We start from the raw sequence: 24,569 nt of genomic DNA, 5'->3' as shown, positions 1-24,569 counted from the left end.
ATAACTTTTGAAGCTTAAAAGGCTAAAGCAGATCAACTTATGAAAAAAATCTTACTCCTTTTTTTGCTTACTTTCCTATGGTCCTGCAACAGCGATTATGATTTTGAATTGGGTGAGCGTCAAAGTGGCGTAAAATACACTATAGATGACGAAGGAGATCCTGTCATTGAAAACGCCGACACCCCTGAGCAAAGAGAGTTATTCACCTTTGGTGTTGGAGGAGGGTTTTGCTACGGATACAGTACACCTGAAGCTGAGGTTGCCGAAATAGACATAGATATTGACTTTCCTGAAGAACATGATTTATCAGAATATTTGCCTGAAGTAAGGTCTCAGGGAAAACAAGGCTCTTGTGTGGCATGGGCGGCAGGTTACTATTTAAAAAGTTTTCAGGAAAATTACGAAGATTTTCAAAACGGGATATTGGCCAACAGCAATGAAATGAGTCCTGCTTTTATATACAATCAGGTAAAGGCTGCTGGTTGTGACGATGGATCAGTTATTCAAAGAGCCCTTGACACAATCGTTAGCCAGGGAATTGCTGAATGGTCACAAATGCCATATAATGAGAATGATTGTTCCACACAACCTCAGGATTTTCAGATTGCACTTGCCGGGGTGAATAAAATTAAGAATTACTTTTATCTGGATACGGTTTCCATTCTTGAGCAGACTAAAGCCGCTTTATTGAATAACCAGCCTGTTGTCATTGCAGTAACCGTGGATCGAAGTTATTTTGGAGCAAGAGATGCTGATGGTCAATATGTTTACAGAAAATATAAAGAACCCGCCGGGGGTCATGCTATGCTTGTAGTGGGATACAGCGACGAGATGAATGCATTTAAAGTTGTCAATTCCTGGGGTAAAAACTGGGGAAATGATGGCTTCGTTTGGATCGATTATAAGGCCTGGGAACAAGCTGGTGATCCCGAGGGCGATTTCGGAATACTGTGCGAGGCATGGATAACCAATGATGTGGTACTAACCCTGCCGTCTCCTTAAGCAATCGATAAGAGTTCTTCCAGGTAATTTCTGGAATTACTGAGTCTGGGAACTTTGTGTTGCCCTCCCAATTTTCCGTTATTTTTTAACCATTGATAAAACAGTCCGCTGGGAGCACAATGAACCACAGGCCTTTTGATGGTCATATCCAAATACCTTTTGGCCTCATAATCAGAATTCAAAGATTTCAAGGTTTCATCCAGGCAGGTAATAAAACCTTCTGTGTCATCCGGAACTTTCTGAAACTCTATCAACCATTCGTGTCCTCCACTCTTTTCGCCATCCATGAAAATAGGAGCAACGGTGAATTCATTAACAACAGCATCGTAGTTTCTGCAGGCCACTTCAAGGGCGTCCTCTGCATTTTCAACAACCAGTTCCTCGCCAAATACATTAATAAAATGTTTGGTTCTACCGGTTATCTTGATTCTGTATGGATTGGTATCCGTAAACTTTACGGTATCTCCTATTAAATAACGCCATAACCCGGAATTGGTGGTGATCACCATAGCGTAATTTACATCTTTTTCAACCTGCTCCAGAGGGATTGCAATGGAATCTTCACCTTTGTATTGATCCATAGGAATAAATTCATAAAAAATCCCATAATCAAGCATTAGAAGCAATTCGTCTGAATTATTACGATCCTGAATAGCGAAGAACCCCTCCGAGGCATTGTACGTTTCATAGTACCTGAAGTCCTTTTTAGGAATAAGTTTCTGGTATTGTTCTTTATAGGGTTTAAAATTTACTCCTCCGTGAAAATAAACTTCTAAATTCGGCCAGACCTCAAGGATATTGTTCTTACCGGTAACCTCCAATACTCTATTCAGAAGGACAAGCATCCAGGATGGAACTCCACTTAAACTGGTAATATTTTCAGGAATAGTTTCTTTAATGATGGCATCCATTTTAGTCTCCCATTCACTCATCAGTGCCGTTTTCTGACTTGGAGCGCTGCTGAAATCCGCCCAGAAAGGCATATTTTCGATAATAATTGCCGATAAATCCCCAAAATAAGTATCGTTATCTTCGTAGATCGCAGAACTGCCACCTAATCTTAATCCTTTGCCTTTAAAAATTTCAGTGTCTTCGTTATTATTGATAAAAAGGCAGAGCATGTCTTTTCCCGCCTTCATATGACAATCGTCAATGGCTTCATCACTGACCGGAATAAATTTGCTTTTAGCATTGGTAGTTCCACTTGATTTTGCAAACCAATGGATCTTTGATGGCCAGAATACGTTCTGTTCACCCTTACGAATTCTTCCTATAAAAGGCTCAATACTTTCATATTGACGAATCGGGACGGTCTTAGCAAAAGACCTGTAGCTTTTAATATCCTCAAAACCGTATTTTTTACCATACAGGGTGTGCTTTGCTTCCGATAATAACTCGTACAAAACCTCATTTTGCACCTCCACCGGATGGTTCAAAAACATATCAACCTGGTACTTTCTTTTTTTTAAAATCCAGGATACTACAGTGTTAAATAATGGAATCTGCATTGCTGTGAAAACACTTTTTTATCTTACCTTTAGCCCTTAAAAATACAATTTTTATTAGTCCAATTCAACAAGATTTAGAAAATTAGAAATTATGGGGAAGGTAGGTATTATCATGGGTAGCGATTCAGATCTGCCTGTCATGCAAGAAGCTATTGACATCTTAAAAAGCTTTGATATTAAAACTGAGGTTGATATTGTTTCTGCGCACCGTACACCGGAAAAATTGTTTGATTATGCTTCAAACGCCCATAACAGAGGAGTCAATGTAATTATTGCGGGTGCCGGTGGTGCTGCTCATCTGCCCGGAATGGTAGCATCCATGAGCCCTTTACCTGTGATAGGAGTTCCCGTTAAATCAAGAAACTCCATCGATGGATGGGATTCCGTCTTATCCATTTTACAGATGCCAGGAGGTGTACCCGTTGCTACGGTTGCCCTTGATGGTGCAAAAAATGCAGGAATTCTGGCTGCCCAGATTCTCGGTGCATCAAATCCAGAGGTTTTGAAAAGTATCATTGCATACAAAGAAAGTTTAAAAGAAAAAGTAATGAAGGCTGCCAAAGGAATCAAGCAGTAATTTTCAGAATATCTTTCCCGGTTTTTAAAATGAGTTCAAATCAGTAAGGCTGTACAGGCCAACTACAATCCGTTAACATGAATAATCCACTTCTTAAAGAATTTACAACAGCCTTTGGTTCAGCTCCATTTACATCCATTCAAAATGATCACTTTGTTCCCGCTTTTAAAAGCCACATTGCAGAGGCCAAACAAACTGTGGATGAAATTATTAATAATACGGAAGTTCCCAGTTTTGACAACACGCTTGTTCCCCTCGAGTTCTCAGGAAATCAGTTAAACAGGGTATCAAGTATTTTTTTCAACCTCAATGCTGCTGAAACCAATGAAGAGATTCAGAAAATTGCACAAGAAGTCTCCCCTTTATTAAGTGAGTTTGCCAACGACATCAGTTTAAATGAGAATCTGTTCAATAGGATCAAACAAGTATATGATAAGAAAGAAACCTTGGATTTGAATCCAGAACAGCAAATGCTTCTGGAGAAAAATTATAAAGCTTTTGTCAGAAATGGTGCCAACCTGAATGAGGAAGACAAAAAGAAGCTGCGGGAGATCGACAAGAAAAAATCGAAATTAGGACTAAAATTCGGTGAGAATGTATTGGCTGAGACCAATAAATTTGAACTTATCATAACCAGGGAAGAGGACCTGTCTGGCCTTCCTGATGGGGTTAGAGAGGCAGCCAAAATGAGAGCCAATGAAAAAAATAAAGAGGGATGGTTATTCACCCTGGATTATCCGAGTTATATCCCGTTTATGACCTATGCCGATAACAGAACGCTAAGAGAGCAGTTATCCATGGCATTCGGTTCGAGAGGATTCCAAAAAAATGAATATAATAATGAGAAAATAGTCAAAGAAATTGTGGCCCTGAGACATGATCGCGCCAGACTTTTGGGTTATGAATCTCATGCCCACTATGTTCTTGAAGAAAGAATGGCCGAAACTCCGAAGAAAGTAAATACGTTTCTTTCCGAATTACTTTCGAAGGCCAAACCTGCCGCAACCAAAGAATTTAAGCTCATCCAGGATTTAGCCCTTGAAGACGGTATAGAAAATCTGGAAAAATGGGATAGCGCCTATTATTCGGAAAAACTGAAAAAACTAAAATTCGATCTGGACGATGAAAAACTAAAGCCTTATTTTAAACTTGAAAATGTAATTGAAGGCGTTTTCAAGATCGCCAACAGGCTTTTTGACCTTAATTTTAAGCCCGTAAGCAATGTAGACACCTATCATAAAGAGGTGAAAACCTATCAGGTAAGCGATTCGAAAGGCGAATTTGTAGCTTTGTTCTATGCAGATTTCTTTCCCAGAAAAGGAAAAAGGAACGGCGCCTGGATGACAAGCTATAAACCTCAATGGAAAAAGGGCGATGACAATTCAAGGCCTCATATTTCAATTGTTTGTAATTTCACCAGGCCAACTGAAACAAAACCTTCTCTTTTGACTTTTAACGAAGTAACTACCCTGTTCCATGAATTTGGGCACGCTTTGCATGGTATGCTGGCCAATACTACCTATCCCAACCTGTCCGGAACAAGTGTATACTGGGATTTTGTGGAATTGCCAAGCCAGATTCTTGAAAACTGGTGTTTTGAAAAAGAAGCGCTGATCATGTTTGCAAGACATTATAAGACCGATGAACCTATTCCAATGGAGCTCGTAAAAAAAATCAAAGATTCTTCAAATTTCCTGGAAGGTATAGCTACACTGAGACAACTGAGTTTTGGGATGCTTGATATGGCTTATCATTCTAAAGATCCGGTTAGGATTAAGGATTTAAAGGAATTCGAGTTAGAGGCCTTCGGTTCCACTCAACTCTATCCTGATGTTAAGGAGAACTGCATGAGCACTGCGTTTTCTCATATTTTTCAGGGGGGTTACTCGGCTGGCTATTACAGTTATAAATGGGCCGAGGTACTGGATGCAGATGCTTTTGAAGCGTTTAAAGAAAAAGGGATTTTTGATAAATCAGTTGCTGCTAAATTCAAAGAAAATATTTTGAGTAAAGGAGGTACAGAAAAGCCCATGGTCCTGTACAAACGTTTCAGAGGCAAGGAACCTTCTCCTGATGCCCTTTTAAAACGTGCCGGACTTCTGAAGATTAAATAGCCTTTCTCTTAAGAATCTTACGACCTGGCTTTAAATGATTCTGTGAATCCTTTCTTATATAAGGTTAAATCGCTTATTTTTGCAAGCACAAAAAAACGAATTAAGTTTATGAAATCATTTGATGTTACTGTTATCGGTTCGGGACCAGGTGGATACGTTGCGGCTATACGATGCGCCCAATTAGGATTAAAAACTGCGCTTGTTGAAAAGTATAGTACTTTAGGCGGCACCTGCCTGAATGTAGGTTGTATTCCCAGTAAAGCCTTGCTGGATTCGTCACATCATTACGAAGATGCGGTAAAACACTTTGAAACACATGGAATTGAAATTCCAGGAGAAGTAAAAGTGAATCTTGAAAAAATGATTGCCCGAAAGGATGCCGTGGTATCTCAAACTACCGGAGGTATTGATTTTCTTATGAAAAAGAACAAAATTGAAGTCTTCCATGGTCTGGGAAGCTTCAAGGATGCAACACATATAAATGTGACTAAAGATGATGGAAGTATCGAAGAGATTAGCTCTAAGAATACCATTATTGCCACAGGAAGTAAGCCTTCAAACTTACCTTTCATTACTATAGACAAAGAAAGAGTCATCACCTCAACAGAGGCCCTTAAACTCAAAGAAATTCCAAAGCATCTGATCGTAATTGGAGGAGGTGTTATTGGACTTGAGCTGGGGCAAGTTTATAAAAGACTTGGGGCCGAAGTGACTGTGGTGGAATATATGGACAGAATCATTCCAACTATGGACGCAGGTCTTTCCAAGGAGTTGACCAAGGTTTTGAAGAAATCCAAATTCAAAATCAATGTATCTCACAAGGTAAAAGCTGTAAACCGTAAGGGTGATGAAATTTCAGTCCTGGCTGATGACAAAAAAGGAAATGAAGTGGAGATCAAGGGAGATTATTGTTTGGTCTCCGTCGGAAGGAGGCCGTTTACAGAAGGCCTTAATCTTGAAGCCGCCGGAGTCAATATCAATGAAAGAGGACAGGTAGAGGTAAATGACCACTTACAGACCAATGTGAAGAACATTTATGCTATTGGTGATGTTGTCCGAGGAGCCATGCTGGCACATAAGGCGGAGGAAGAGGGTACCATGGCTGCTGAAATTATTGCGGGCCAGAAACCACATATAGACTACAATTTGATTCCCGGTGTTGTTTACACCTGGCCGGAAGTGGCCTCAGTGGGTCAAACCGAAGAGCAGCTAAAGGAATCCGGGATAAAATACAAGACAGGAAGTTTTCCGATGCGTGCCTTGGGACGTTCAAGGGCAAGTATGGATATAGATGGACTTGTGAAGGTCCTGGCAGACGAGAAAACAGATGAAATCCTGGGAGTTCATATGGTTGGAGCCAGAGCGGCAGATATGATCGCTGAGGCCGTTGTTGCTATGGAATACAGAGCCTCCAGTGAGGATGTGGCAAGAATGAGTCATGCGCATCCAACCTTTACCGAGGCAATCAAAGAAGCGTGCCTTGCGGTTGAAAACAGGGCCCTGCACAGTTAAAATATAGTTTAGTCTAAACGGGTTTTCCCCTAAAGCAATTGCTTTAACCATGATTTAGAAAAATGCAATGAAAAAATTCTTATTCCTGCTGTTGCTGTTTCCAGCGTTGTCAGCGGCTCAAAACAAATACAGCCTTAGTGGAACCGTTAAGGATAAGAGCAGTGGTGAATCACTTTTTGGTGCTACAGTTTTTATTGAAGGCACCTCAATTGGAACCACAACAAACGAATACGGGTTTTACTCGATCTCGGCTCCAGAAGGTTCCCATACACTTATTATTTCTTATTTGGGATTTGATAACATAAAAAAAGATGTTCTGCTGGACAAAGATCAGAACCTGAATATTGAGCTTTCTGAAAGTTCCAGTCAACTAAACGAAGTTGTCTTACAGACCGAAGATTCTGAAGATATTAACCTGAGAAAGCCTCAAATGAGTGTCTCAAAACTCAAGGTGGGAACCATCAAACAAATGCCAGCGGTTTTGGGAGAGGTGGATATTATCAAATCACTACAACTTCTTCCCGGGGTAACCAATAATGGTGAGGGATCAAGTGGCTTTAACGTAAGAGGTGGTTCCGTGGATCAGAACCTGGTACTACTGGATGAAACCATCATCTACAACACATCCCATTTATTAGGGTTCTTTTCCATATTCAACTCCGATGCCATCAAGGATATTAAATTGTACAAGGGAAATATTCCTTCAAAGTTTGGCGGACGAGCCTCATCGGTTCTCGATGTAAGACAAAAGGATGGAAATAACAAAAATTTTGCACTGACCGGAGGTATTGGTACCGTCTCAACCAGATTGGCTGTTGAGGGCCCTATAGTAAAAGATCGCAGCTCTTTCCTTGTGGCAGGGAGAGGTTCATATGCGCATTTATTTCTCAAACTGGACGAGGATCTGAAGGACAACAGTGCTTATTTTTACGATCTTAATCTAAAGACCAATTTTGAGATCAATGAAAATAACCAGCTTTTTTTGTCCGGATATTTTGGCAGGGATGTTTTTGAATTCAATGAGAATTTTAAAAATTCTTACGGGAACTCCTCGGGAAACTTAAGATGGAACCATGTCTTTAATGACAAGATATTTTCCAATTTATCACTTAATTACAGCAAATATGACTACGATCTTGAGATTAGCGCATTTGAATTTGACTGGCTCTCGGAAATCGACAATATAAATCTAAAATACGCGCTAAGTTATTACCTCAATAATGACATAAAACTCGATTTCGGACTCAATGGCATTCATTATTTGTTCAATCCGGGAATCATCAGCCCAACAACGGAGACATCCGGGGTAAATTATCTAAAACTGGATCAGAAAAGGGCCTTTGAAGGGGGCCTGTATATTGGAGCAGAGCATCAGGTCTCTTCAAAATTATCCATCCAGTACGGCCTCCGTTATTCCAATTTTGCAAGAATGGGAGGACAGGCAATTGTTCAGTATGAAAATGATCAACCGGTGGTTTATGATGAGGAACTTGAGATCTACAAAAGAGGAACCCCCGCGGATGCCATTGATTATGACAAAGGTGAAGTTATCAGAGGTTTCGGCAATCTTGAACCCAGGCTTGCCTTTGCTTATGAACTGGGAGAGCATTCTTCCATTAAAGCAGGATATTCCAGAGTTGCTCAGTACATTCACCTTATTTCGAATACGACCTCTGTTACTCCTCTTGATGTCTGGGCACCCAGCGGGCCATATATTGAACCACAACTGTCGAATCAATATGCGGTTGGCTATTTTCGAAAATTGAAAAACAGCGGACTTTCTTTGGAGGTTGAAGCCTACTACAAGGACATTGCCAACAGAATTGACTATATAGATGGTTCGGACCTCATTGGTAACAATACCATTGAAACAGAAATTCTGAATGGAGAATCAAAGGCCTATGGGCTTGAATTCCTGATGAGGAAAACAAAAGGAGATTTTACGGGGTGGCTGGCATATACCTGGTCAAAGTCAGAACAGAGAACTCCTGGAGGAACAGCAGGAGGCCCAGGTATAAATGAAGGTGAATGGTATTATACACCTTATGACCGAACCCATGATATATCCATGACAGGGACCTACAGATTGAATAAAAAATGGAGGTTTAGCGCAAACCTGATCTATCAAACGGGCCGACCGGTCACCTACCCTAACGGTCAGTATGAATATGAGGGACAATCTATAGCGAGTTATTCGGATCGTAATTCAGACAGGCTTCCTGCTTATCACAGGTTAGATCTTTCGGCTATACTTGTTCCGGGAAAACCTGGAAAAAAATGGAAAGGGGAATGGGTATTCAGTATTTACAACGTATATAACAGAAGAAATGCAGCCTCAATTACTTTTTCTCAAAACAGGGAAACAGGAATCAATGAAGCAACGCGAATAGCGATTTTTGGGATCGTGCCATCAGTAACCTATAATTTTAAATTTTAAGAAAGATGAAAAATTATATCTACATACTCGTATTTTCTCTCAATTTCATCTTTTATTCCTGTACAGACGTAATTGACGTGGACGTACCTGATGCACCTCCACGCCTGGTTGTAGAGGCCTCAATGGACTGGATCAAAGGAACTGACGGAAACGAGCAAACGATCAAATTAAGCACCTCTACACCCTATTTTGAGAATCTTCAGGAATCACCGGTATCCGGTGCCTTGGTCAAAGTCGTAAATGATTCGGATCTGACAGAGTTTATTTTTACCGATCAAAATAACGGTACCTACACAACGAGTAATTTTGTTCCCACCATAGGCCAATCCTACACCCTTGAAATTCAGTACGACAATGAAATCTATCGCGCCACGGAAACCATGACAGCGGTAACCGATATTACCGAAGTATTTCAGTCAAGGGAAAATGGTTTCGACAAAAATGCTTTGGAGGTAAATATCGAGTGGAATGATCCTGCTGACATTGAAAATTTCTACTTGACGAAATTTAAACGAAGAGGAGATCTTTTGCAAACCTTGTTCGATTTAAAGGATGAATTTACCGATGGTAACAGAATGACCATCTTTTATGAAAAATTAAAGGATGACGACTCTGGTGAAACAGAATTCCAGCCGGGAGATGTAGTCGATATTTATCTGCATGGAATCTCAGAGCAGTATTATAATTATATAAAGTTACTCATTCAACAGTCAGGTGGGCCGGGAGGGCCTTTTAGTACCACTCCGGCTGAAATAAAAGGAAACTGTATCAATATAAGTAACCCTGACAATTATGCTTTTGGATACTTTCGACTTACTGAAGTAGATAAAAAAGTTTATATTTTTGAATGAGTTCGGCTATTATTAAGCGTATATTGTGCAAGTGAAAAGAATTTCGAAAATTTTTCCTCTCGAAAATTCGGGTGACTTTAAAAAAAAGGCGCTTCTGTGGGCTCAGAAATTTAATGAAGTTATTCTGCTCGAAGGAAATACCTCCTCGCAAATCACAATTCAACCTTACAGTGAATATGATGCCATTTTAGTGGTAGGTGCGAATTTAAGCTTATCCTCGAGTTTTGAAAATGCATTTGAAAAACTGAAGTCTTTCCAAAACGAGAATAAAGATTACCTTTTTGGTCACCTGAGTTATGATTTAAAAAATGACATTGAAGAACTTTCATCTTCTCATGAAGATCGGGTTGGGTTTAAAGACCTTTACTTTTTCCAGCCCTTGAGGCTCCTGATCTGGAAAAACAATGAGGTCGAATTTTTATATCTGGAGGAAGTTGGAGATAAAATTAATTCCGATTTTAAAGAAATTGAAAATTACTTGGTGGAATACGAATTACCAAGGGAAAGGCCTTTTATACACAGTAAGATCTCTAGAGAGTCCTATTACGAAAGCGTTGGAAATATTCTTGATCATATTCACAGAGGTGACATTTATGAAGTAAATTTTTGTCAGGAATTCTATGCCTCGCAAACGGATATCGAACCCGTATCCGTTTTCGAAAAATTAAACAGCATCTCTTTGGCGCCTTTTGCCTGTTTTGTAAAACAAGATGATAAGTATCTACTTTGCTCGTCACCTGAGCGATTCGTAAAAAAAACGGGGAATAAAATTATTGCTCAGCCCATCAAGGGAACAGCAAGAAGAACAAGTTCTCCGTCTGAAGACAAAAAACTGGCAAGAGAACTTTCTCAAGATCCTAAAGAACGGGCGGAGAATATAATGATTGTTGATTTGATCCGAAACGACCTTTCAAGAGGAGCTCAAAAAGGGAGTGTAAAAGTAGAAGAACTGTGCAAGGTATATTCATTCCAACAGGTTCACCAGTTGATATCAACCGTAACAGCATTAGCCGAAAATAATTTGCATCCGGTGGATATTATAAAGAATTTGTTCCCCATGGGCAGCATGACCGGTGCACCAAAAATATCTGCAATGAAGATCATTGAAGAGGAAGAAGCCTCAAAAAGAGGGCTTTATTCCGGAGCCGTTGGATTTTTCGATCCTCAGGGAAATTTTGACTTTAACGTGGTGATCCGAAGTATTCTTTACAATGCATCAAAAAGGTATGTCTCATTCAGTGTGGGAAGCGCCATTACCTCAAAGTCAGTTATTGAAAAAGAATTTGAGGAGTGTCTGCTAAAGGCAAAGGCATTAAGAGAAGCCTTAGGAGCCTAAAACGTTCCACTCCCCTCCTATCAGGTCAATCTATTTGTGATGGGCATTGGCCTTTATCATCTTCTTCCTGATTCTGTCAAGGCCCAGATTTCCAATACTTCCAATATGGGAATGAGATACTTTTTTCAAAGGTTGAAACTCACCTTTATTCACTTTTGCTCCAACAATTTTATACGCGTCTCTAAACGGAATACCTTCCTGGACCAGCTGATTCACTTCTTCAACCGTAAACAGATAATCATAAATCCTGTCATCCACCGCCTCTTTGTTCACCTGAATATTTTTCAATGAAAATGTAAACATCTCCAAACAGGATTTTAAGGTTTGTATTCCAGGTAATAGCCCCTCTTTAAGCAACTGAAGGTCACGGTGGTAACCACTTGGAAGATTATTAATGATCAGGGTAAGTTCATAAGGCAGGCTCTGAATCTTATTACATTTTCCTCTAATAAGTTCAAAAACATCAGGATTCTTTTTATGAGGCATGATACTCGATCCTGTTGTCAATTCATCCGGAAAAGAAACAAATCCAAAATTCTGACTCATGTATAAACAGATATCCATGGCAAATTTAGAAAGGGTTCCTGCCAGAGAACTCATTGCAAAAGCAACATTTCTTTCCGTTTTTCCCCTGCTCATCTGGGCCGCAACGGAATTTACCTTTAACTCACCAAACTCCATAGCCTCCGTGGTAAAGTCCCTGTCTATGGGAAAAGAGCTTCCATAACCGGCAGCCGATCCTAAAGGATTCTGATCAACAACTCTATACGCTGCATTGATCATATAGACATCATCTATAAGGCTCTCTGCATAGGCGGAAAACCACATTCCGAACGATGAAGGCATGGCTACCTGAAAATGGGTATAACCTGGTAAGAGAATCTCCTTGTACTTATCCGACAGCTCCAGTAAAAGTTCAAAAAACTCGTTCACCAAAGCTTTGATTTCTTTAATCTCATCCCTGAGGTACAAATGAACATCCACGAGAACCTGGTCATTTCGCGATCTGGCCGTATGAATTTTTTTGCCTGTGTCTCCGAGTTTCTGGGTGAGCAGGAACTCAACTTTTGAATGGACATCCTCAAAACTGTCTTCAATTTCAAATTCTCCTTTATTGATTTGATCGTGGATACGTTCAAGTTCCTTTTGCACCGATTCTATCTCGGCATCCGTCAACAAACCTATTTTATGCAACATTTTAGCATGAGCCAAAGAGCCTTTGACATCATATTTTGCCAAAACCAGATCCAGCTCCCGGTCGTTTCCAACGGTAAACAAATCAATCTTTTTATCGGTGCTAAATCCTTTATCCCAAAGTTTCATATTTTTTGTTTTTGGTTATTCGTTGATTATAATATTTGTTCCAACAACTTTATATACAGTTCAATTCCCTGATATATTTCTTCTTCGTATATAAATTCATCTGCCTTATGAGACCTCAAGGAATCGCCCGGCCCAAGCTTCAAAGAAGGGCATTTCAAATTTGCCTGATCGGATAAGGTAGGAGAACCATAAATCTGTTTTCCCATTTTTATTCCTGCCTGAACGATTTCGTGATTTTCAGGTATGGAAGATGAATTCAAATTGAGTGACCTTTCTTTTACTTCCACAGAAACATGGTCCTTCACAATACTCAGGACCTCTTCATTTGAATAATGGTCATTGACCCTGATATCGACAACAAAGTGACAGGTAGCAGGGACCACATTATGCTGGCTCCCCGCATTTATCTGAGTCACGGTCATTTTAGTATCCTTTAGGGTTTCTGAAATTTTGGGAAATGTATAGGATTCAAACCAGTTAATGGCTCGCATCGCTTTGTTGATGGCGTGATCTCCTCTAATATGGGCCGCATGCCCGGCTTCTCCGTGAGCATAACAATCTAAAACCAGAAGGCCTTTTTCTGCAATGGCAAGGTCCAGTAAAGTAGGTTCTCCTACAATAGCGAAATCGATTTCCGGGATTAAAGGAATCATGGATCTTATGCCATTTTCCCCTGAATTCTCCTCCTCGGCTGATGCCAGTAATACCAGATTATACTTTAGATCTTTTTTCTGATAGAAATATATGAATGCCGAAATCAACGATACCAAACAACCTCCCGCGTCATTGGAACCCAGGCCAAATAATTTTCCGTCCTCAATCGATGCCTTATAAGGATCTCTTGTATATCCCTTGTTTGGCTTTACCGTATCATGATGTGAATTTAAAAGGATCGATGGTTTTGAAGCGTCGAAACACTGATTCAGGGACCAGATATTATTACCATTCCTATTAAAAGAAATTGATTTTCGCTCCAAAAATCTCTCCAAGATCAATGCTGTTTTATCCTCTTCGCCGGACAAAGAAGGCGTATTGATCAGGTCGATCAATAATCCAACTGCCTCCTTTCCCAATTCATTTTTCATAACTTCAAAGTTGTATGCTTGATTTCTTTATTTCTAATTAAATCGGGCTTTCCTATTCTTACCTTATCAACTCCCTGCCCGAGGGCCTCGTAACAATTTTTGAGCTTAGGAAGCATTCCGTCAGCAATGACGCCATTCTCCACCAGCCTTGTATAGGACTGCCTGTTGATTTCCTCGATTATGGAATCCTCATCTTCGACATCTCTTAACACCCCTGACTTTTCAAAGCAATATATTAAATCTACCTTGAATATACCCGACATCGCCTTGGCAATTTCCGATGCAATGGTATCTGCATTTGTGTTGAGCAATTGCCCATTTTGATCATGCGTAATAGCTGAAAAAACCGGGCTCAACCCAGCATCCAAAAAAGAGGATATCATTGTGGCATCCACCTCATCGATATCACCGGCAAAACCAAAATCGATTTCTTTTACAATTCTTTTATGCGCCTTTATCACATTTGCGTCAGCACCGCTTAATCCAAGTGCATTACAATTAAAGGCCTGAAGTCTTGCGACAATATTTTTGTTTAACAAACCCGCATAGACCATGGTAACCACCTCCAGGTTCGCGGCATCGGTAATTCTTCTTCCACCTGTCATTTTAGGAGATAGGCCCAGGGAATCAGCCATTTCTGTGGCTTTTTTACCTCCGCCATGGACCAGAATTTTCATCCCTTCAAGATTTGAAAAGTCCCGAAGAAAAGACATCAGCTGATCAGGATCGTTTATCACATTTCCGCCGATTTTTACAATGGTTAATTCCTTTGCCATGCTGTTTTGTTTTCGAATTTAAGTGTTTTCCAAAATCTTCTTTAAAACAATCTGTGCCGCATACGTTCTGTTATCAGCTTGCTGAATAACCAGCGATTGTTCACTATCCAGTACACCATCAGTCACTACGACATTTCTCCTTACCGGTAAACAGTGCATGAACCTGGCCTTATTGGTCAATGCCATTTTTTCTTCATCAATAGTCCAGGAAGTATCCTTTGAGATAACTTGACCGTAATCTCTGAATGAACTCCAGTTCTTTGTATATATATAATCTGCCTCCTCAAAGGCTTTATTCTGATCGTATTCAACATTAGTTTCCCTAACAATTTCCGGGTCAAGTTCATAGCCTTCCGGATGCGTAATTACAAATTCCACGTCCTGCCTTTGCATCATTTCGATAAAAGAATTGGCAACCGCGTGAGGAAGGGCTTTAGGATGAGGAGCCCAGGATAAAACTACCTTAGGTTTTTTATTCTTTATCCTTGTTCTGTCCTCCTCAAGGGTTATGGCATCCGCCAAAGCCTGTAAAGGATGCCCTACCGAACTCTCCATATTAACAACGGGAACCGAAGCGTACTTCACAAAACCGTTCAACACCACTTCTGCCCGGTCAAGCTCTTTGTCTACCAGCCCGGCAAAAGCCCTTATGGCAATTATATCACAAAATTGAGATATAACCTGCGCTGCTTCTTTGACATGCTCTGATTTTCCCTGATCCATGACGATGCCATCACCATATTCAAGGGCCCAGCCTTCTTTATCAAAGTTCATAACCATACAATTCATACCCAATTGCTGCGCTGCCTTCTGAGTGCTTAATCTTGTTCTTAAACTGGGATTAAAGAACAACAGTCCAATTGTTTTATCAGATCCAAGCTGCTTGTATTTAAGAGGATACCGTTTTAGGTTTCTGGCTTCCTCAACCCAGTTTTCCAGTGAATCTATGTCCTTTATTGATAAGTAATTCATTTTATCTGGTTTAAAATTTTCGTGAACGGGATCTTCTCATTGAAGGCATTGATCATAAAATTATCGCCAATTCCATTGAGAATCCAGGTTTCTATATCATTATCTTTTAAAATTTCTGCCGCCTCTATCTTTGAGAGCATCCCTCCGGTTCCATGAGAGCTTTTTCCATCGGATATTTCATTTCTCAGAGAAGAGAGGTCCTCAACTTTTAAAATGGTTTTCTTGTTGTTTAGACCCATGCTTTCTTTGGTATAAATACCATCTGTATTGGTAGCTATTATAACCAGATCTGCCTTTATTAATGCTGCTGTCAAGGCCGCCAGTTTATCATTGTCTCCAAATTGGATCTCATCAGTAGCTACCGTATCATTTTCGTTAATTATGGGGATATAATTATTTTCCAATAATACATTTAGAGTATTTACAATATTCTCTCTGGATTTTTCCCTTTCAAAATCAGCGTATGACAAAAGGCACTGGGAAGTAAGCAAGCCAAGTTCACGGAAATTTTCCTGAAAAATCCTCATCAGGTGTGGCTGACCGATTGCTGCCAGGGCCTGTTTTACATTAATTTCCATACCGCTTGACTCCAACTTTACAAATTGCTTTGCCACGGCTATGGCACCAGAACTCACAATAATGAATTCATATCTGTCCTGCAATTCAGAAATCTGTCTGCCAATATCTTCAATTTTTCCTCTGGAGATCTGCGAAGTTTCCTTAGTCAGGGTATTTGTTCCAATCTTTAAAAGAACCCTTGTTTTACCTGATTTGCCCATTGCCGTATACATACCATTTATTGGTCACCAAATGCTGAAGGCCTATAGGGCCCCTTTGATGAAGTTTATCCGTACTTATTGCTAATTCTCCGCCTAAACCAAATTGAAACCCATCTGTAAACCTGGTGGAGGCATTATGATAAACAGCAGCAGCATCTACTGCCTCGAGAAAGAAATCAGCCTCATTTTTATTTTCAGTGACAATCGAAGCTGAATGTCCCCCTCCGTATTTGTTTATCATTCTTACTGCTTCCTGAGCTGAACTTACTTCTCCCAAAACTATCTTGTAATCAAGAAATTCCTCGTACCATATTAGCTCGTCAGTTATTGTTTTGACACCTTCAAAATCATTGAATCCTTTTCCACCCATAATTTCCACATCAAAGTCTTTTAATTTCCTGATCAGCTCTTTGACAAACCCATCATAATCAGGAAAATTTTTATCAATAAGCACCTTATCTAAAGCGTTACATGCTGAAATCTTAGCTGTTTTGGCATTAATGATTATTTCCAATGCTTTTTCAGTATCCGCTTCCTTGTCAACAAAGACAAAATTATTGCCCCTGCCACTGACGATAACAGGACAAGTGGCATTGTCTTTTACAAATTCAATCAAACGTTCTCCTCCTCTTGGAATGATTAGGTCAATCTTTTGATCAGGATTCTTTAAAAAAGTTCTTGTCTGTTTTCGATCATAATTTAAATAGGTCACCCAATCTTTACTTATACCATTTTTGTCAAGGGCTTTATGCCATAAATTCACAATCGCCAAATTTGAATTTAAAGCTTCCTTACCTCCTTTGAGAAGAATTTTATTACCTGATTTAAAAGCAATACCGCCAGCTTCAATGGTTACATCCGGTCTTGATTCATAAATGATCATCACTGTTCCAAAGGAGGCAGTTTTGTTGTAGACATCGAGTCCGCTCTCATGCTTAAAATGAAATCGTTCAACGCCTATCGGATCTTCCTGCTGCGCCAGTTGCTGTAAAGACAGTATCATCCCGTCTATTTTCTCTTGATCTACTTTTAAACGATCGTACATTGCCAGGTCATTCTGATCAAATCCGGACATGTCAAGAGCGTTAGCCTCAAGAATATCTTTTTGTTCTTTGCGAACAAGTTCTGCCATGGTGAACAAAACGCTGTTCCTTTGCTCTGTGGTTAATATCGATTCCATACTTCTGTCTTTAACTGGATTCATGATTCAGCATTTTTGTCAATACATTTTTCAGGGCCTCAATAAAAAGGTCAATTTCTTTCTTACCCACTGACAAAGGGGGCAAGATTCTCAGAAGATTAGGATCTGATGACCCGCCGGTAAATATACCTTCTTCATAAATCAGGGATTTCCTCAGTTCAGCTACGGGAAAATCAAAGGAAGCACCAAGCATAAGTCCTTTTCCCTTAACCGCTTTTACAGGGCCAATTTCCTTTATTCTCTCCAGAAAATACTTTGATATACTTTTGACATTATCCATTAAGCCCTCATCAGAAATTACTTCGAGAACGGCTAAACATGCCGCGCATGCCAAATGATTACCTCCAAACGTCGTTCCCAGTAAACCGTAAGAAGCCTTTATTTTATTAGAAATCAGAATTCCTCCAATCGGAAATCCATTTCCCATTCCTTTCGCCATACTGATAATATCCGGTTGTATTCCATGATGCTGAAATGAAAAGAATTTACCACTTCTTCCAAAACCAGATTGAATTTCATCCAAGATCAATACAGCGTGGTATTGTCTGCATAAACTCTCTAAAGCCTGAAAGAATTCTTTTGACCCTTGATTAAGCCCTCCAACTCCCTGAATCCCTTCAATGATAACCGCTGCTGTGTCACCCTTTTTCAATTCGGTTTCCAGGGCGCCCACATCGTTTAAAGGAAGAAAAACTACTTCCTGTTGTTTGTTTAAAGGAGCGTTGATCTTTATATTGTCCGTTGCCGCAACCGCAGCCGACGTCCTTCCATGAAATGCCTTATGAAAGGCGACGATCTTCTTTTTACCTGTTTCAAAAGAAGCCATTTTCAGCGCATTTTCATTTGCCTCTGCTCCAGAATTACAGAGAAATAAATTATAATCCGGACAACCGGATATTTCTCCCAGCTTTCCTGCCAGTTCTTCCTGCAAGGGATTCTTTATGGAGTTACTATAGAATCCCATTTTACTCAATTGCTCACTCAACCTTTTTACGTATTGTTCATGACTATGACCTATTGAGATCACCCCGTGCCCTCCGTAAAGATCCAGATAGCTTTTCCCGTTATCGTCAATCACATAACAGCCCCTGGCCCTGACTGGGGTTACGTTATAGAGTGGATATACATCAAATAATTCCATGTGGTATCGTTTAAATCTGGTTTATTTTTTCATAGGAGGTGACCAGCCCCTTGATGATAGAGGAACTCAGCCCCTGATGCTCCATCTCATTTAGTCCTTCTATGGTACAACCGCTTGGGGTGGTTACCTTGTCTATTTCCTGCTCAGGATGACTTTGAGAATCAATAAGCAGACTGGCAGCTCCAAGACAGGTTTGCATAGAAAGCTTTTGGGCTTCTTCACTGTGAAATCCTAGTTGAACGGCACCCTGAGTTGTAGCTCGGATCAATCGCATCCAAAATGCGATGCCGCTTGCACATATTACTGTAGCTGCCTGCATTAAACTTTCCTCAATGCACATGGTTTCTCCCAAGGCATTGAATATGCTTTTTGCCTTATGGACATTAGCCTGAGCCACCTCATTTGCGCTGATACAGGTCATCGATTGTCCTACTGAAATCGCTGTATTGGGCATACATCTGATAACCGGTACCCCCTGTGGTAACAAAGCCTCTATGTCACTGATTTTTCTTCCGGTAGCCACAGAAATGATGATGTGTTTTTTAGGGTCTATTAAATCTCGAATTTCTTTTAGAACCTCCATCAATTGAGTGGGTTGAACCGCCAGAATAATCACATCAGAATACTTTACGGCACGTCTGTTGTCAGTGGTTGTTTTTATCAGTGATACTTTATCAAAATGATTCAGTGAAGAAGTATTTCTTTTGGTCAGATACAGCGATTTGCATCCTATTTCCTTTTTTTGGCCAAGGATTCCAACTGCTATGGAATAACCTAGATTTCCTACTCCGATGATCGCTATTTTCATAGTTCTTTAGATTAAAAAAAGTTAGCTTTAAGTGACAGACCCAAATCTTCTTCAAGCCCGAACATGATATTCATATTTTGAATTGCCTGACCCGATGCGCCTTTAAGCAAATTATCAATAGCGCTGGTTATCAATATTTTATCCTTGTGCTTTTTTAAATGGATCAGGCACTTATTTGTGTTAACCACTTGCTTCAGAAATATTTCCGATGATGACACATGAGTAAAAGAGGCATCCTTATAATAGCTTTCGAAAAGGGAATTGGCCTCTTCTATACTTCCACTGAAATCCGTGTATGCCGTGGCAAAAATACCTCTGCTAAAGTTCCCTCTGTTAGGAATGAAAATCACCTCTTCTTCAAAGCCTTCCTGCAGTATTCCCAGAGTCTGATTGATCTCACCTAAATGTTGATGATCAAATGCCTTATAATGAGAAAAATTATTATCGCGCCAGGTAAAATGAGTTGTTTTGGACAAGGAAACTCCTGCCCCGGTAGCTCCTGTCACGGCATTTACATGAATGTCGTCATTCAACAAATTATTCGCTGCCAGAGGTAAAAGAGCAAGCTGAATGGCTGTAGCAAAACATCCGGGATTAGCCAGGCAGGAAGCTTCCTGAATCTCCTTATTAAAAACCTCTGGAAGTCCGTAGACAAACTTTTTCCCTTTAAATTGACTGTCACCTGTAAGCCTGAAATCATTACTCAGATCAATGATTTTTGTATGATCGGAAAAATCTTGATTTTCTAAAAACGCCTTGGAGTTCCCATGCCCCAGACATAAGAACAAAACGTTAATTTCAGGATTGATCTCCTGGCTGAACTTCATCTCGGTTTCACCGATAAGATCTGAGTGAATATGATATATTTTATTTCCGGAATTAGAGGTGCTGTAAACAAAATCCAGCTCCATCCCCGGATGATTCAGAATCAATCTGATCAGTTCTCCTGCCGTATATCCCGCACCTCCAATTATGCCTGCTTTGATCATCGTTTATGAATTGACATGATTAAATATTTTTCCCTGATTTGCCGTAATTTTGATAAATCCTTTGGCGTCATCAGCCGTCCATCCTTCATTTGTCTCTCCGTAACTGGCAAAAGAAGAATTCATTAGGTCATGATCAGAAGATATTCCATTCAAAGTAAACCTGTAAGGATGAAGGGTTACGAACACATCTCCGCTTACATTCTTTTGCGTATCCGTTAGAAAAGATTCAAAATTTCTCATCACCTCGTCCAAATACTGCCCTTCATGAAGTAGCATGCCATACCAGTTGCCCAATTGCTCTTTATGATGCTGTTGCCATTTTGTCAAAGTATGTTTTTCAAGTAAGTGATGTGCTTTGATGATCAGCAATGGTGCTGCAGCCTCAAAACCAACCCTTCCTTTAATACCTATTATTGTATCTCCCACATGAATATCTCTTCCGATGGCGTAGGCAGAAGCCAGTTTTTCCAAAGTCTCAATGGCTTCAATATGTCCATAAGATTGATCGTTGATCGCCACAAGTTCTCCTTTTTTAAAAGTCAGCTTCAGATCGGTCGGATCATTTTTTTTCAATTGGCTCGGATAGGCTTCTTCCGGTAGGCCAGAATGAGAGCTTAACGTTTCTTCTCCCCCTACGCTTGTACCCCACAATCCCCTGTTGATCGAATATTTTGCCTTCTCCCATGGCAGGTCAACTCCATTTTCCTTCAAAAATTCAATCTCTTCTTGCCTTGAAAGTTTATTGTCCCTTATCGGAGTAATAATTTCAATATCCGGAGCAAGTGTTTGAAAGATCATATCAAACCTGACCTGGTCATTTCCCGCACCTGTACTTCCATGAGCTATATAAGAAGCACCTATTTTTTTTGCGTAGTTGACTATTTCAATCGCCTGAATGATCCTTTCGGCACTAACGGAAAGCGGATAGGTATTATTCTTTAAAACGTTTCCATAAATGAGGTACTTGACAACTTTATCATAAAAAGTGCTCACGGCATCTATTGAAGTATAGGTTGAAGCCCCTAACTGAACCGCCTTTTCTCCAATGGAGGTGATCTCTTCTTTTTCAAATCCACCTGTATTAACACTGACCGCGTGTACTTCATAACCCTGAACCTTTGAAAGGTATTTTGCGCAATATGAGGTGTCTAACCCTCCACTATATGCTAAAACTAATTTCTTCATTATGTATAATTTTTTTATCCGGTAAATGACCTGGACCTAATATTTTATTAATCTGTTTTTTTATTCTTTTCTTTCTTTTTTAAGAACAGGCTTTGCTTGATCCTTTTCAACCTGCTTAAACTTTTAGAATTATAAGGATGCTCTTTTTTGACCTTTTTCTTTCCGTCATATAACATACCGGTGCAAAGACACATCTTTTGGTTGGTACGTTGTAAAACATCATAGTTTCTGCAAGTCTGACAGCCCTTCCAAAATTCAGGATCATCCGTTAATTCAGAAAACGTGACGGGTTTATAACCCAGGTCATAGTTTATCTTCATGACCGCTAATCCGGTTGTAATACCAAATATTTTCGAATCGGGAAATTTCTCCTGCGAGTATTTAAAAACTTTGGTCTTAATCTTTTTTGCCAGGCCCTGATTTCTAAAATCAGGATGTACAATTAATCCTGAATGAACTACGAAATTCTTTCCCCCAAAGGTTTCTATATAACAAAAACCGGCAAACTTTTCACCTTCAAGTGCAATGACAGCATTGCCGTTTTTTATTTTCTCTTCAATATACTCGGGCGTTCTTTTAGCAATACCAGTTCCTCTTTGATTTGCAGAGTTATCAATGGTTTTACTGATGATTTGAGCGTATTTTGTATGTTTCTGTGATGCAATTACAATTTCCATCCTGATGACTTAAATAAATTTCGAAAAAAATGAGCGATAAACAGAGATGGACTCACCTATCTCCTAATACAAGAATATACCCTTACGGGCGGCGATTAAGGGGAAATGGAAAAACAAAGTTCTTTAAAACTGATACTTTAAAGATGAATGTTGAAATAAAAAACCTGAAAAAATGCATTGTGTAATTATTGAAATGTGAACTGAAATTTTTAATACCATTAGATTGAACGCGGGCGGCGTGCGGGACGGCGGCGTTCAAATCGTGTAGAAGAATATGGTCTTTTCGTATTCACACTGCAATATTACAATTAAATTTCAAACAGAAAAAGAATTAATTCAATATTTTTCAATCAAATGAACGAATCTTTGACAATCAATCACTAATCAAGTTGTTTTTTAATTGTTTCCCTTACAAAATTGACTATTTCTTTAACTTCCGAAACATCCATATTCAGAATGGATGCGATCTCATGATAACTTAACTTTCCAAGAACATACAGATCCACAATATTCGAAGTATGCACCGGTAGCTTATAATATACTTTTCTCAAATTACTCCTGTCATGAAATTCGGGATGGCTTTCAACATTATCCAATCCTAAAAATGCTCTTACTCCCTCCTCCGCATCGTCATATGGAAGTTCATTTGATTTCAAATCGTCCTGATGATAGGAAATATCATCCAACTCTTCATTCATAATCAGATCATTTCCTCCATCCGTCGTAAAATTTTCTTCAAGCTGTTTTAATTCCTGCTCCAGAATATACTTGGTGCTTATTGCATCTTTATGCCATTCTTCCGTTTGAAATAATCCCTGATACCTGTCATTGAGCATCTGAAACATACTCAGTCGAAGTTCTTCGATATGATTCTCCATGTGCAGTCCTTTTTCATAGGTTTCCAAAACAACCTCATCAATGATTTCATTTGATTTGTACATGTTTCTTGGAAAGATCCCCAATATTTCGCCCACTCTAATCCGTTGCTTCGCATATGGATGTAAAAGATGAACAATGGTAAGGGTCTTTTTTTCGGGATTTCCTGATGAATTATTGTTTACTGAAGTCATAAGCCAAGGCATTTAGTAGTCCTCTTAAAGTTACAAAATATGTAGGAATTTAACTCTGATTTTAATCTAAAAAAATGATTCTGAGAAGCTTCAATTAATTTTAAATTAGATTCAAAATCAGAGGTAAAATAGGATTCTATTGACATCCAAAAAATATTAAAACCTGTAAATCAGTTATTTACCGCGCAAGTTTTTATCAGTTTTCAACAATTTTGCAATTTCAATCCAGGGCTTAATTATTTTTGAGTAAATACACCTTCATCATGCTGTCAAAAGGATTTGAATTTCAAATAGCCAACCATACCTTAAAAGGCCAATCTTATGAGGCGGATGATGCCAAAGGTGTAATAGTAATTGTTCATGGGATGGGTGAATACGGGAAACGATACGAAAGAACAGTGGTTCCATGGTTGATCAAAGAATCCTATACCGTCTTTTCATATGATCAATTTGGACATGGGACTTCTGAAGGTAAAAAAGGAGATAATCCCGGGTTCAGCTATTTGTTAGAAGCTTTGGATAAGGTTTTGGAAAAAGCTCAAAAAACATATCCTTCCCTTCCTGTCTTCCTGTACGGGCATAGCATGGGTGGTAACGTAGTGATCAATTACACCTTGCGAAAAAGGCATAACTTAAAAGGATCTATTGCAACCAGCCCTTTTTTACAACTGGCTTTTGATCCACCAAAATGGAAGCTGAGCTTTGGAAAAATAATGGACCGGATCTTTCCTTCACTCACCATGCCGAATGATCTGGAACTGGACGCACTTTCAAAAGACCCCAAAGAAATTGAGGCTTATGAAAAAGATCCATTGGTACATGACAAAGTCAGTACAAGATATTCACTTCGATTAATGGAAACGGGTTCATGGGCCATAGAAAATGCCACCGGTTTAACTGTACCTATGCTTATCGTCCATGGAACTTCTGATCGAATCACATCCTGCAAGGCATCTCAAACCTTTGCCTATAACTCAAATGGAAAGGCGGTATTTTACCCCATAAAAGGCGGATATCATGAACTTCACCACGACAAAGAGAAAAATCAGCTTTTTGAGAGAATAAGGGAATGGCTTAAAGAACAAACACAAACCTAATTAATTGCGCTATGAAAAAATTACAATTCTTTACCTTTTTTCTATTACCATGTCTACTGATTGGCCAAAACAGCATCCCAAAAAACCAATGGGATCTGAGTAAAAATTCAGGCTTAAAATCGAAACTAG

Annotated in this window: 21 protein-coding genes; 8 read left to right on the top strand and 13 right to left on the bottom strand. The window is 39.5% G+C overall.

Annotated features, from left to right (window positions below):
* Positions 1 to 39: 39 nt before the first annotated feature.
* The gene (locus LCM02_RS13555; protein WP_224931174.1) at positions 40 to 1,002 is read left to right on the top strand and encodes a C1 family peptidase; all 963 of its coding nucleotides are present in this window, start codon (positions 40 to 42) and stop codon (positions 1,000 to 1,002) included.
* Here LCM02_RS13555 and LCM02_RS13550 read toward each other — a convergent pair.
* Positions 999 to 2,510 carry a GH3 auxin-responsive promoter family protein gene (locus tag LCM02_RS13550; RefSeq protein ID WP_224931172.1) on the bottom strand — a complete coding sequence of 504 codons (1,512 nt, stop codon included), beginning with the start codon at positions 2,508 to 2,510 and terminating at the stop codon, positions 999 to 1,001. The genes LCM02_RS13555 and LCM02_RS13550 overlap by 4 nt on opposite strands.
* A gap of 91 nt (positions 2,511 to 2,601) precedes the next feature.
* Between LCM02_RS13550 and purE the strand changes: the two genes are divergently transcribed.
* The 6 genes from purE to LCM02_RS13520 all read left to right on the top strand — a co-directional run bounded on the left by purE (position 2,602) and on the right by LCM02_RS13520 (position 11,337).
* Positions 2,602 to 3,087 (top strand): 5-(carboxyamino)imidazole ribonucleotide mutase, encoded by a 486-nt coding sequence (gene purE, locus LCM02_RS13545; RefSeq protein WP_224931170.1) that lies wholly within the window; start codon positions 2,602 to 2,604, stop codon positions 3,085 to 3,087.
* Positions 3,088 to 3,164: 77 nt separating this feature from the next.
* Complete coding sequence (locus tag LCM02_RS13540; protein WP_224931168.1) at positions 3,165 to 5,201, top strand: M3 family metallopeptidase; 2,037 nt, start codon at positions 3,165 to 3,167, stop codon at positions 5,199 to 5,201.
* Between the two features lie 108 nt (positions 5,202 to 5,309).
* Complete coding sequence (lpdA, locus tag LCM02_RS13535; protein WP_224931165.1) at positions 5,310 to 6,713, top strand: dihydrolipoyl dehydrogenase; 1,404 nt, start codon at positions 5,310 to 5,312, stop codon at positions 6,711 to 6,713.
* A 67-nt stretch (positions 6,714 to 6,780) separates the two neighbouring features.
* Positions 6,781 to 9,150: a TonB-dependent receptor gene (locus LCM02_RS13530; protein ID WP_224931163.1), complete on the top strand. Its 2,370-nt coding sequence runs from the start codon at positions 6,781 to 6,783 to the stop codon at positions 9,148 to 9,150.
* Positions 9,151 to 9,155: 5 nt separating this feature from the next.
* Positions 9,156 to 10,001 (top strand): DUF4249 domain-containing protein, encoded by an 846-nt coding sequence (locus tag LCM02_RS13525; protein ID WP_224931161.1) that lies wholly within the window; start codon positions 9,156 to 9,158, stop codon positions 9,999 to 10,001.
* Positions 10,002 to 10,032: 31 nt separating this feature from the next.
* Positions 10,033 to 11,337, top strand: coding sequence for an anthranilate synthase component I family protein (locus tag LCM02_RS13520; protein WP_224931159.1), 1,305 nt, complete (start codon positions 10,033 to 10,035; stop codon positions 11,335 to 11,337).
* Positions 11,338 to 11,367: 30 nt separating this feature from the next.
* Here the strand turns inward: LCM02_RS13520 and argH are convergent, their stop codons facing one another.
* The 12 genes from argH to LCM02_RS13460 form a co-directional block, all read right to left on the bottom strand.
* Positions 11,368 to 12,660: an argininosuccinate lyase gene (gene argH / locus LCM02_RS13515; RefSeq protein ID WP_224931157.1), complete on the bottom strand. Its 1,293-nt coding sequence runs from the start codon at positions 12,658 to 12,660 to the stop codon at positions 11,368 to 11,370.
* Between the two features lie 26 nt (positions 12,661 to 12,686).
* Positions 12,687 to 13,745 carry a M20 family metallo-hydrolase gene (locus tag LCM02_RS13510; RefSeq protein ID WP_224931155.1) on the bottom strand — a complete coding sequence of 353 codons (1,059 nt, stop codon included), beginning with the start codon at positions 13,743 to 13,745 and terminating at the stop codon, positions 12,687 to 12,689.
* Complete coding sequence (gene argB / locus LCM02_RS13505) at positions 13,742 to 14,521, bottom strand: acetylglutamate kinase (RefSeq protein WP_224931152.1); 780 nt, start codon at positions 14,519 to 14,521, stop codon at positions 13,742 to 13,744. The genes LCM02_RS13510 and argB overlap by 4 nt, the downstream gene beginning before the upstream one ends.
* Positions 14,522 to 14,539: 18 nt before the next feature.
* Positions 14,540 to 15,493, bottom strand: a complete 954-nt coding sequence (locus LCM02_RS13500; RefSeq protein ID WP_224931150.1) for an N-acetylornithine carbamoyltransferase — start codon at positions 15,491 to 15,493, stop codon at positions 14,540 to 14,542.
* The gene (gene proB / locus LCM02_RS13495) at positions 15,490 to 16,284 is read right to left on the bottom strand and encodes a glutamate 5-kinase (protein WP_224931147.1); all 795 of its coding nucleotides are present in this window, start codon (positions 16,282 to 16,284) and stop codon (positions 15,490 to 15,492) included. The genes LCM02_RS13500 and proB overlap by 4 nt, the downstream gene beginning before the upstream one ends.
* Positions 16,256 to 17,452, bottom strand: a complete 1,197-nt coding sequence (locus LCM02_RS13490; protein WP_224931469.1) for a glutamate-5-semialdehyde dehydrogenase — start codon at positions 17,450 to 17,452, stop codon at positions 16,256 to 16,258. The genes proB and LCM02_RS13490 overlap by 29 nt, the downstream gene beginning before the upstream one ends.
* Before the next feature lie 10 nt (positions 17,453 to 17,462).
* Positions 17,463 to 18,614, bottom strand: a complete 1,152-nt coding sequence (locus tag LCM02_RS13485; RefSeq protein ID WP_224931145.1) for an aspartate aminotransferase family protein — start codon at positions 18,612 to 18,614, stop codon at positions 17,463 to 17,465.
* A gap of 10 nt (positions 18,615 to 18,624) precedes the next feature.
* Entirely contained in the window at positions 18,625 to 19,422 is a 798-nt protein-coding gene (gene proC / locus LCM02_RS13480) for a pyrroline-5-carboxylate reductase (RefSeq protein ID WP_224931142.1), read from the bottom strand.
* 11 nt (positions 19,423 to 19,433) lie between these two features.
* Positions 19,434 to 20,411: an N-acetyl-gamma-glutamyl-phosphate reductase gene (gene argC, locus LCM02_RS13475; protein ID WP_224931140.1), complete on the bottom strand. Its 978-nt coding sequence runs from the start codon at positions 20,409 to 20,411 to the stop codon at positions 19,434 to 19,436.
* Between the two features lie 3 nt (positions 20,412 to 20,414).
* Positions 20,415 to 21,596, bottom strand: coding sequence for an argininosuccinate synthase (gene argG / locus LCM02_RS13470; protein ID WP_224931138.1), 1,182 nt, complete (start codon positions 21,594 to 21,596; stop codon positions 20,415 to 20,417).
* Positions 21,597 to 21,643: 47 nt separating this feature from the next.
* The gene (locus LCM02_RS13465; protein WP_224931135.1) at positions 21,644 to 22,273 is read right to left on the bottom strand and encodes a GNAT family N-acetyltransferase; all 630 of its coding nucleotides are present in this window, start codon (positions 22,271 to 22,273) and stop codon (positions 21,644 to 21,646) included.
* Between the two features lie 380 nt (positions 22,274 to 22,653).
* The gene (locus tag LCM02_RS13460) at positions 22,654 to 23,343 is read right to left on the bottom strand and encodes a sigma-70 RNA polymerase sigma factor region 4 domain-containing protein (protein ID WP_224931133.1); all 690 of its coding nucleotides are present in this window, start codon (positions 23,341 to 23,343) and stop codon (positions 22,654 to 22,656) included.
* Between the two features lie 263 nt (positions 23,344 to 23,606).
* Here LCM02_RS13460 and LCM02_RS13455 point away from each other — a divergent pair, with 263 nt between their 5' ends.
* Positions 23,607 to 24,440 carry an alpha/beta hydrolase gene (locus LCM02_RS13455; protein WP_224931131.1) on the top strand — a complete coding sequence of 278 codons (834 nt, stop codon included), beginning with the start codon at positions 23,607 to 23,609 and terminating at the stop codon, positions 24,438 to 24,440.
* Positions 24,441 to 24,569 lie beyond the last annotated feature (129 nt).

The sequence above is a fragment of the Lutimonas saemankumensis genome (assembly GCF_020171465.1).
Classification (GTDB): Bacteria; Bacteroidota; Bacteroidia; order Flavobacteriales; family Flavobacteriaceae; genus Lutimonas; species Lutimonas saemankumensis.
This window is presented reverse-complemented; position numbering and strand designations above follow the sequence as displayed.

Coding starts and splice junctions, on each gene's coding strand:
- proB (WP_224931147.1), bottom strand. CDS start 16,284: ATGTATACGGCAATGGGCAAATCAGGTAAAACAAGGGTTCTTTTAAAG.
- LCM02_RS13540 (WP_224931168.1), top strand. CDS start 3,165: ATGAATAATCCACTTCTTAAAGAATTTACAACAGCCTTTGGTTCAGCT.
- argB (WP_224931152.1), bottom strand. CDS start 14,521: ATGGCAAAGGAATTAACCATTGTAAAAATCGGCGGAAATGTGATAAAC.
- lpdA (WP_224931165.1), top strand. CDS start 5,310: ATGAAATCATTTGATGTTACTGTTATCGGTTCGGGACCAGGTGGATAC.
- LCM02_RS13530 (WP_224931163.1), top strand. CDS start 6,781: ATGAAAAAATTCTTATTCCTGCTGTTGCTGTTTCCAGCGTTGTCAGCG.
- LCM02_RS13455 (WP_224931131.1), top strand. CDS start 23,607: ATGCTGTCAAAAGGATTTGAATTTCAAATAGCCAACCATACCTTAAAA.
- argH (WP_224931157.1), bottom strand. CDS start 12,660: ATGAAACTTTGGGATAAAGGATTTAGCACCGATAAAAAGATTGATTTG.
- LCM02_RS13490 (WP_224931469.1), bottom strand. CDS start 17,452: ATGGAATCGATATTAACCACAGAGCAAAGGAACAGCGTTTTGTTCACC.
- LCM02_RS13460 (WP_224931133.1), bottom strand. CDS start 23,343: ATGACTTCAGTAAACAATAATTCATCAGGAAATCCCGAAAAAAAGACC.
- proC (WP_224931142.1), bottom strand. CDS start 19,422: ATGAAAATAGCGATCATCGGAGTAGGAAATCTAGGTTATTCCATAGCA.
- LCM02_RS13525 (WP_224931161.1), top strand. CDS start 9,156: ATGAAAAATTATATCTACATACTCGTATTTTCTCTCAATTTCATCTTT.
- LCM02_RS13465 (WP_224931135.1), bottom strand. CDS start 22,273: ATGGAAATTGTAATTGCATCACAGAAACATACAAAATACGCTCAAATC.
- argC (WP_224931140.1), bottom strand. CDS start 20,411: ATGATCAAAGCAGGCATAATTGGAGGTGCGGGATATACGGCAGGAGAA.
- purE (WP_224931170.1), top strand. CDS start 2,602: ATGGGGAAGGTAGGTATTATCATGGGTAGCGATTCAGATCTGCCTGTC.
- LCM02_RS13550 (WP_224931172.1), bottom strand. CDS start 2,510: ATGCAGATTCCATTATTTAACACTGTAGTATCCTGGATTTTAAAAAAA.
- LCM02_RS13485 (WP_224931145.1), bottom strand. CDS start 18,614: ATGGAATTATTTGATGTATATCCACTCTATAACGTAACCCCAGTCAGG.
- LCM02_RS13555 (WP_224931174.1), top strand. CDS start 40: ATGAAAAAAATCTTACTCCTTTTTTTGCTTACTTTCCTATGGTCCTGC.
- argG (WP_224931138.1), bottom strand. CDS start 21,596: ATGAAGAAATTAGTTTTAGCATATAGTGGAGGGTTAGACACCTCATAT.
- LCM02_RS13510 (WP_224931155.1), bottom strand. CDS start 13,745: ATGAAAAATGAATTGGGAAAGGAGGCAGTTGGATTATTGATCGACCTG.
- LCM02_RS13500 (WP_224931150.1), bottom strand. CDS start 15,493: ATGAATTACTTATCAATAAAGGACATAGATTCACTGGAAAACTGGGTT.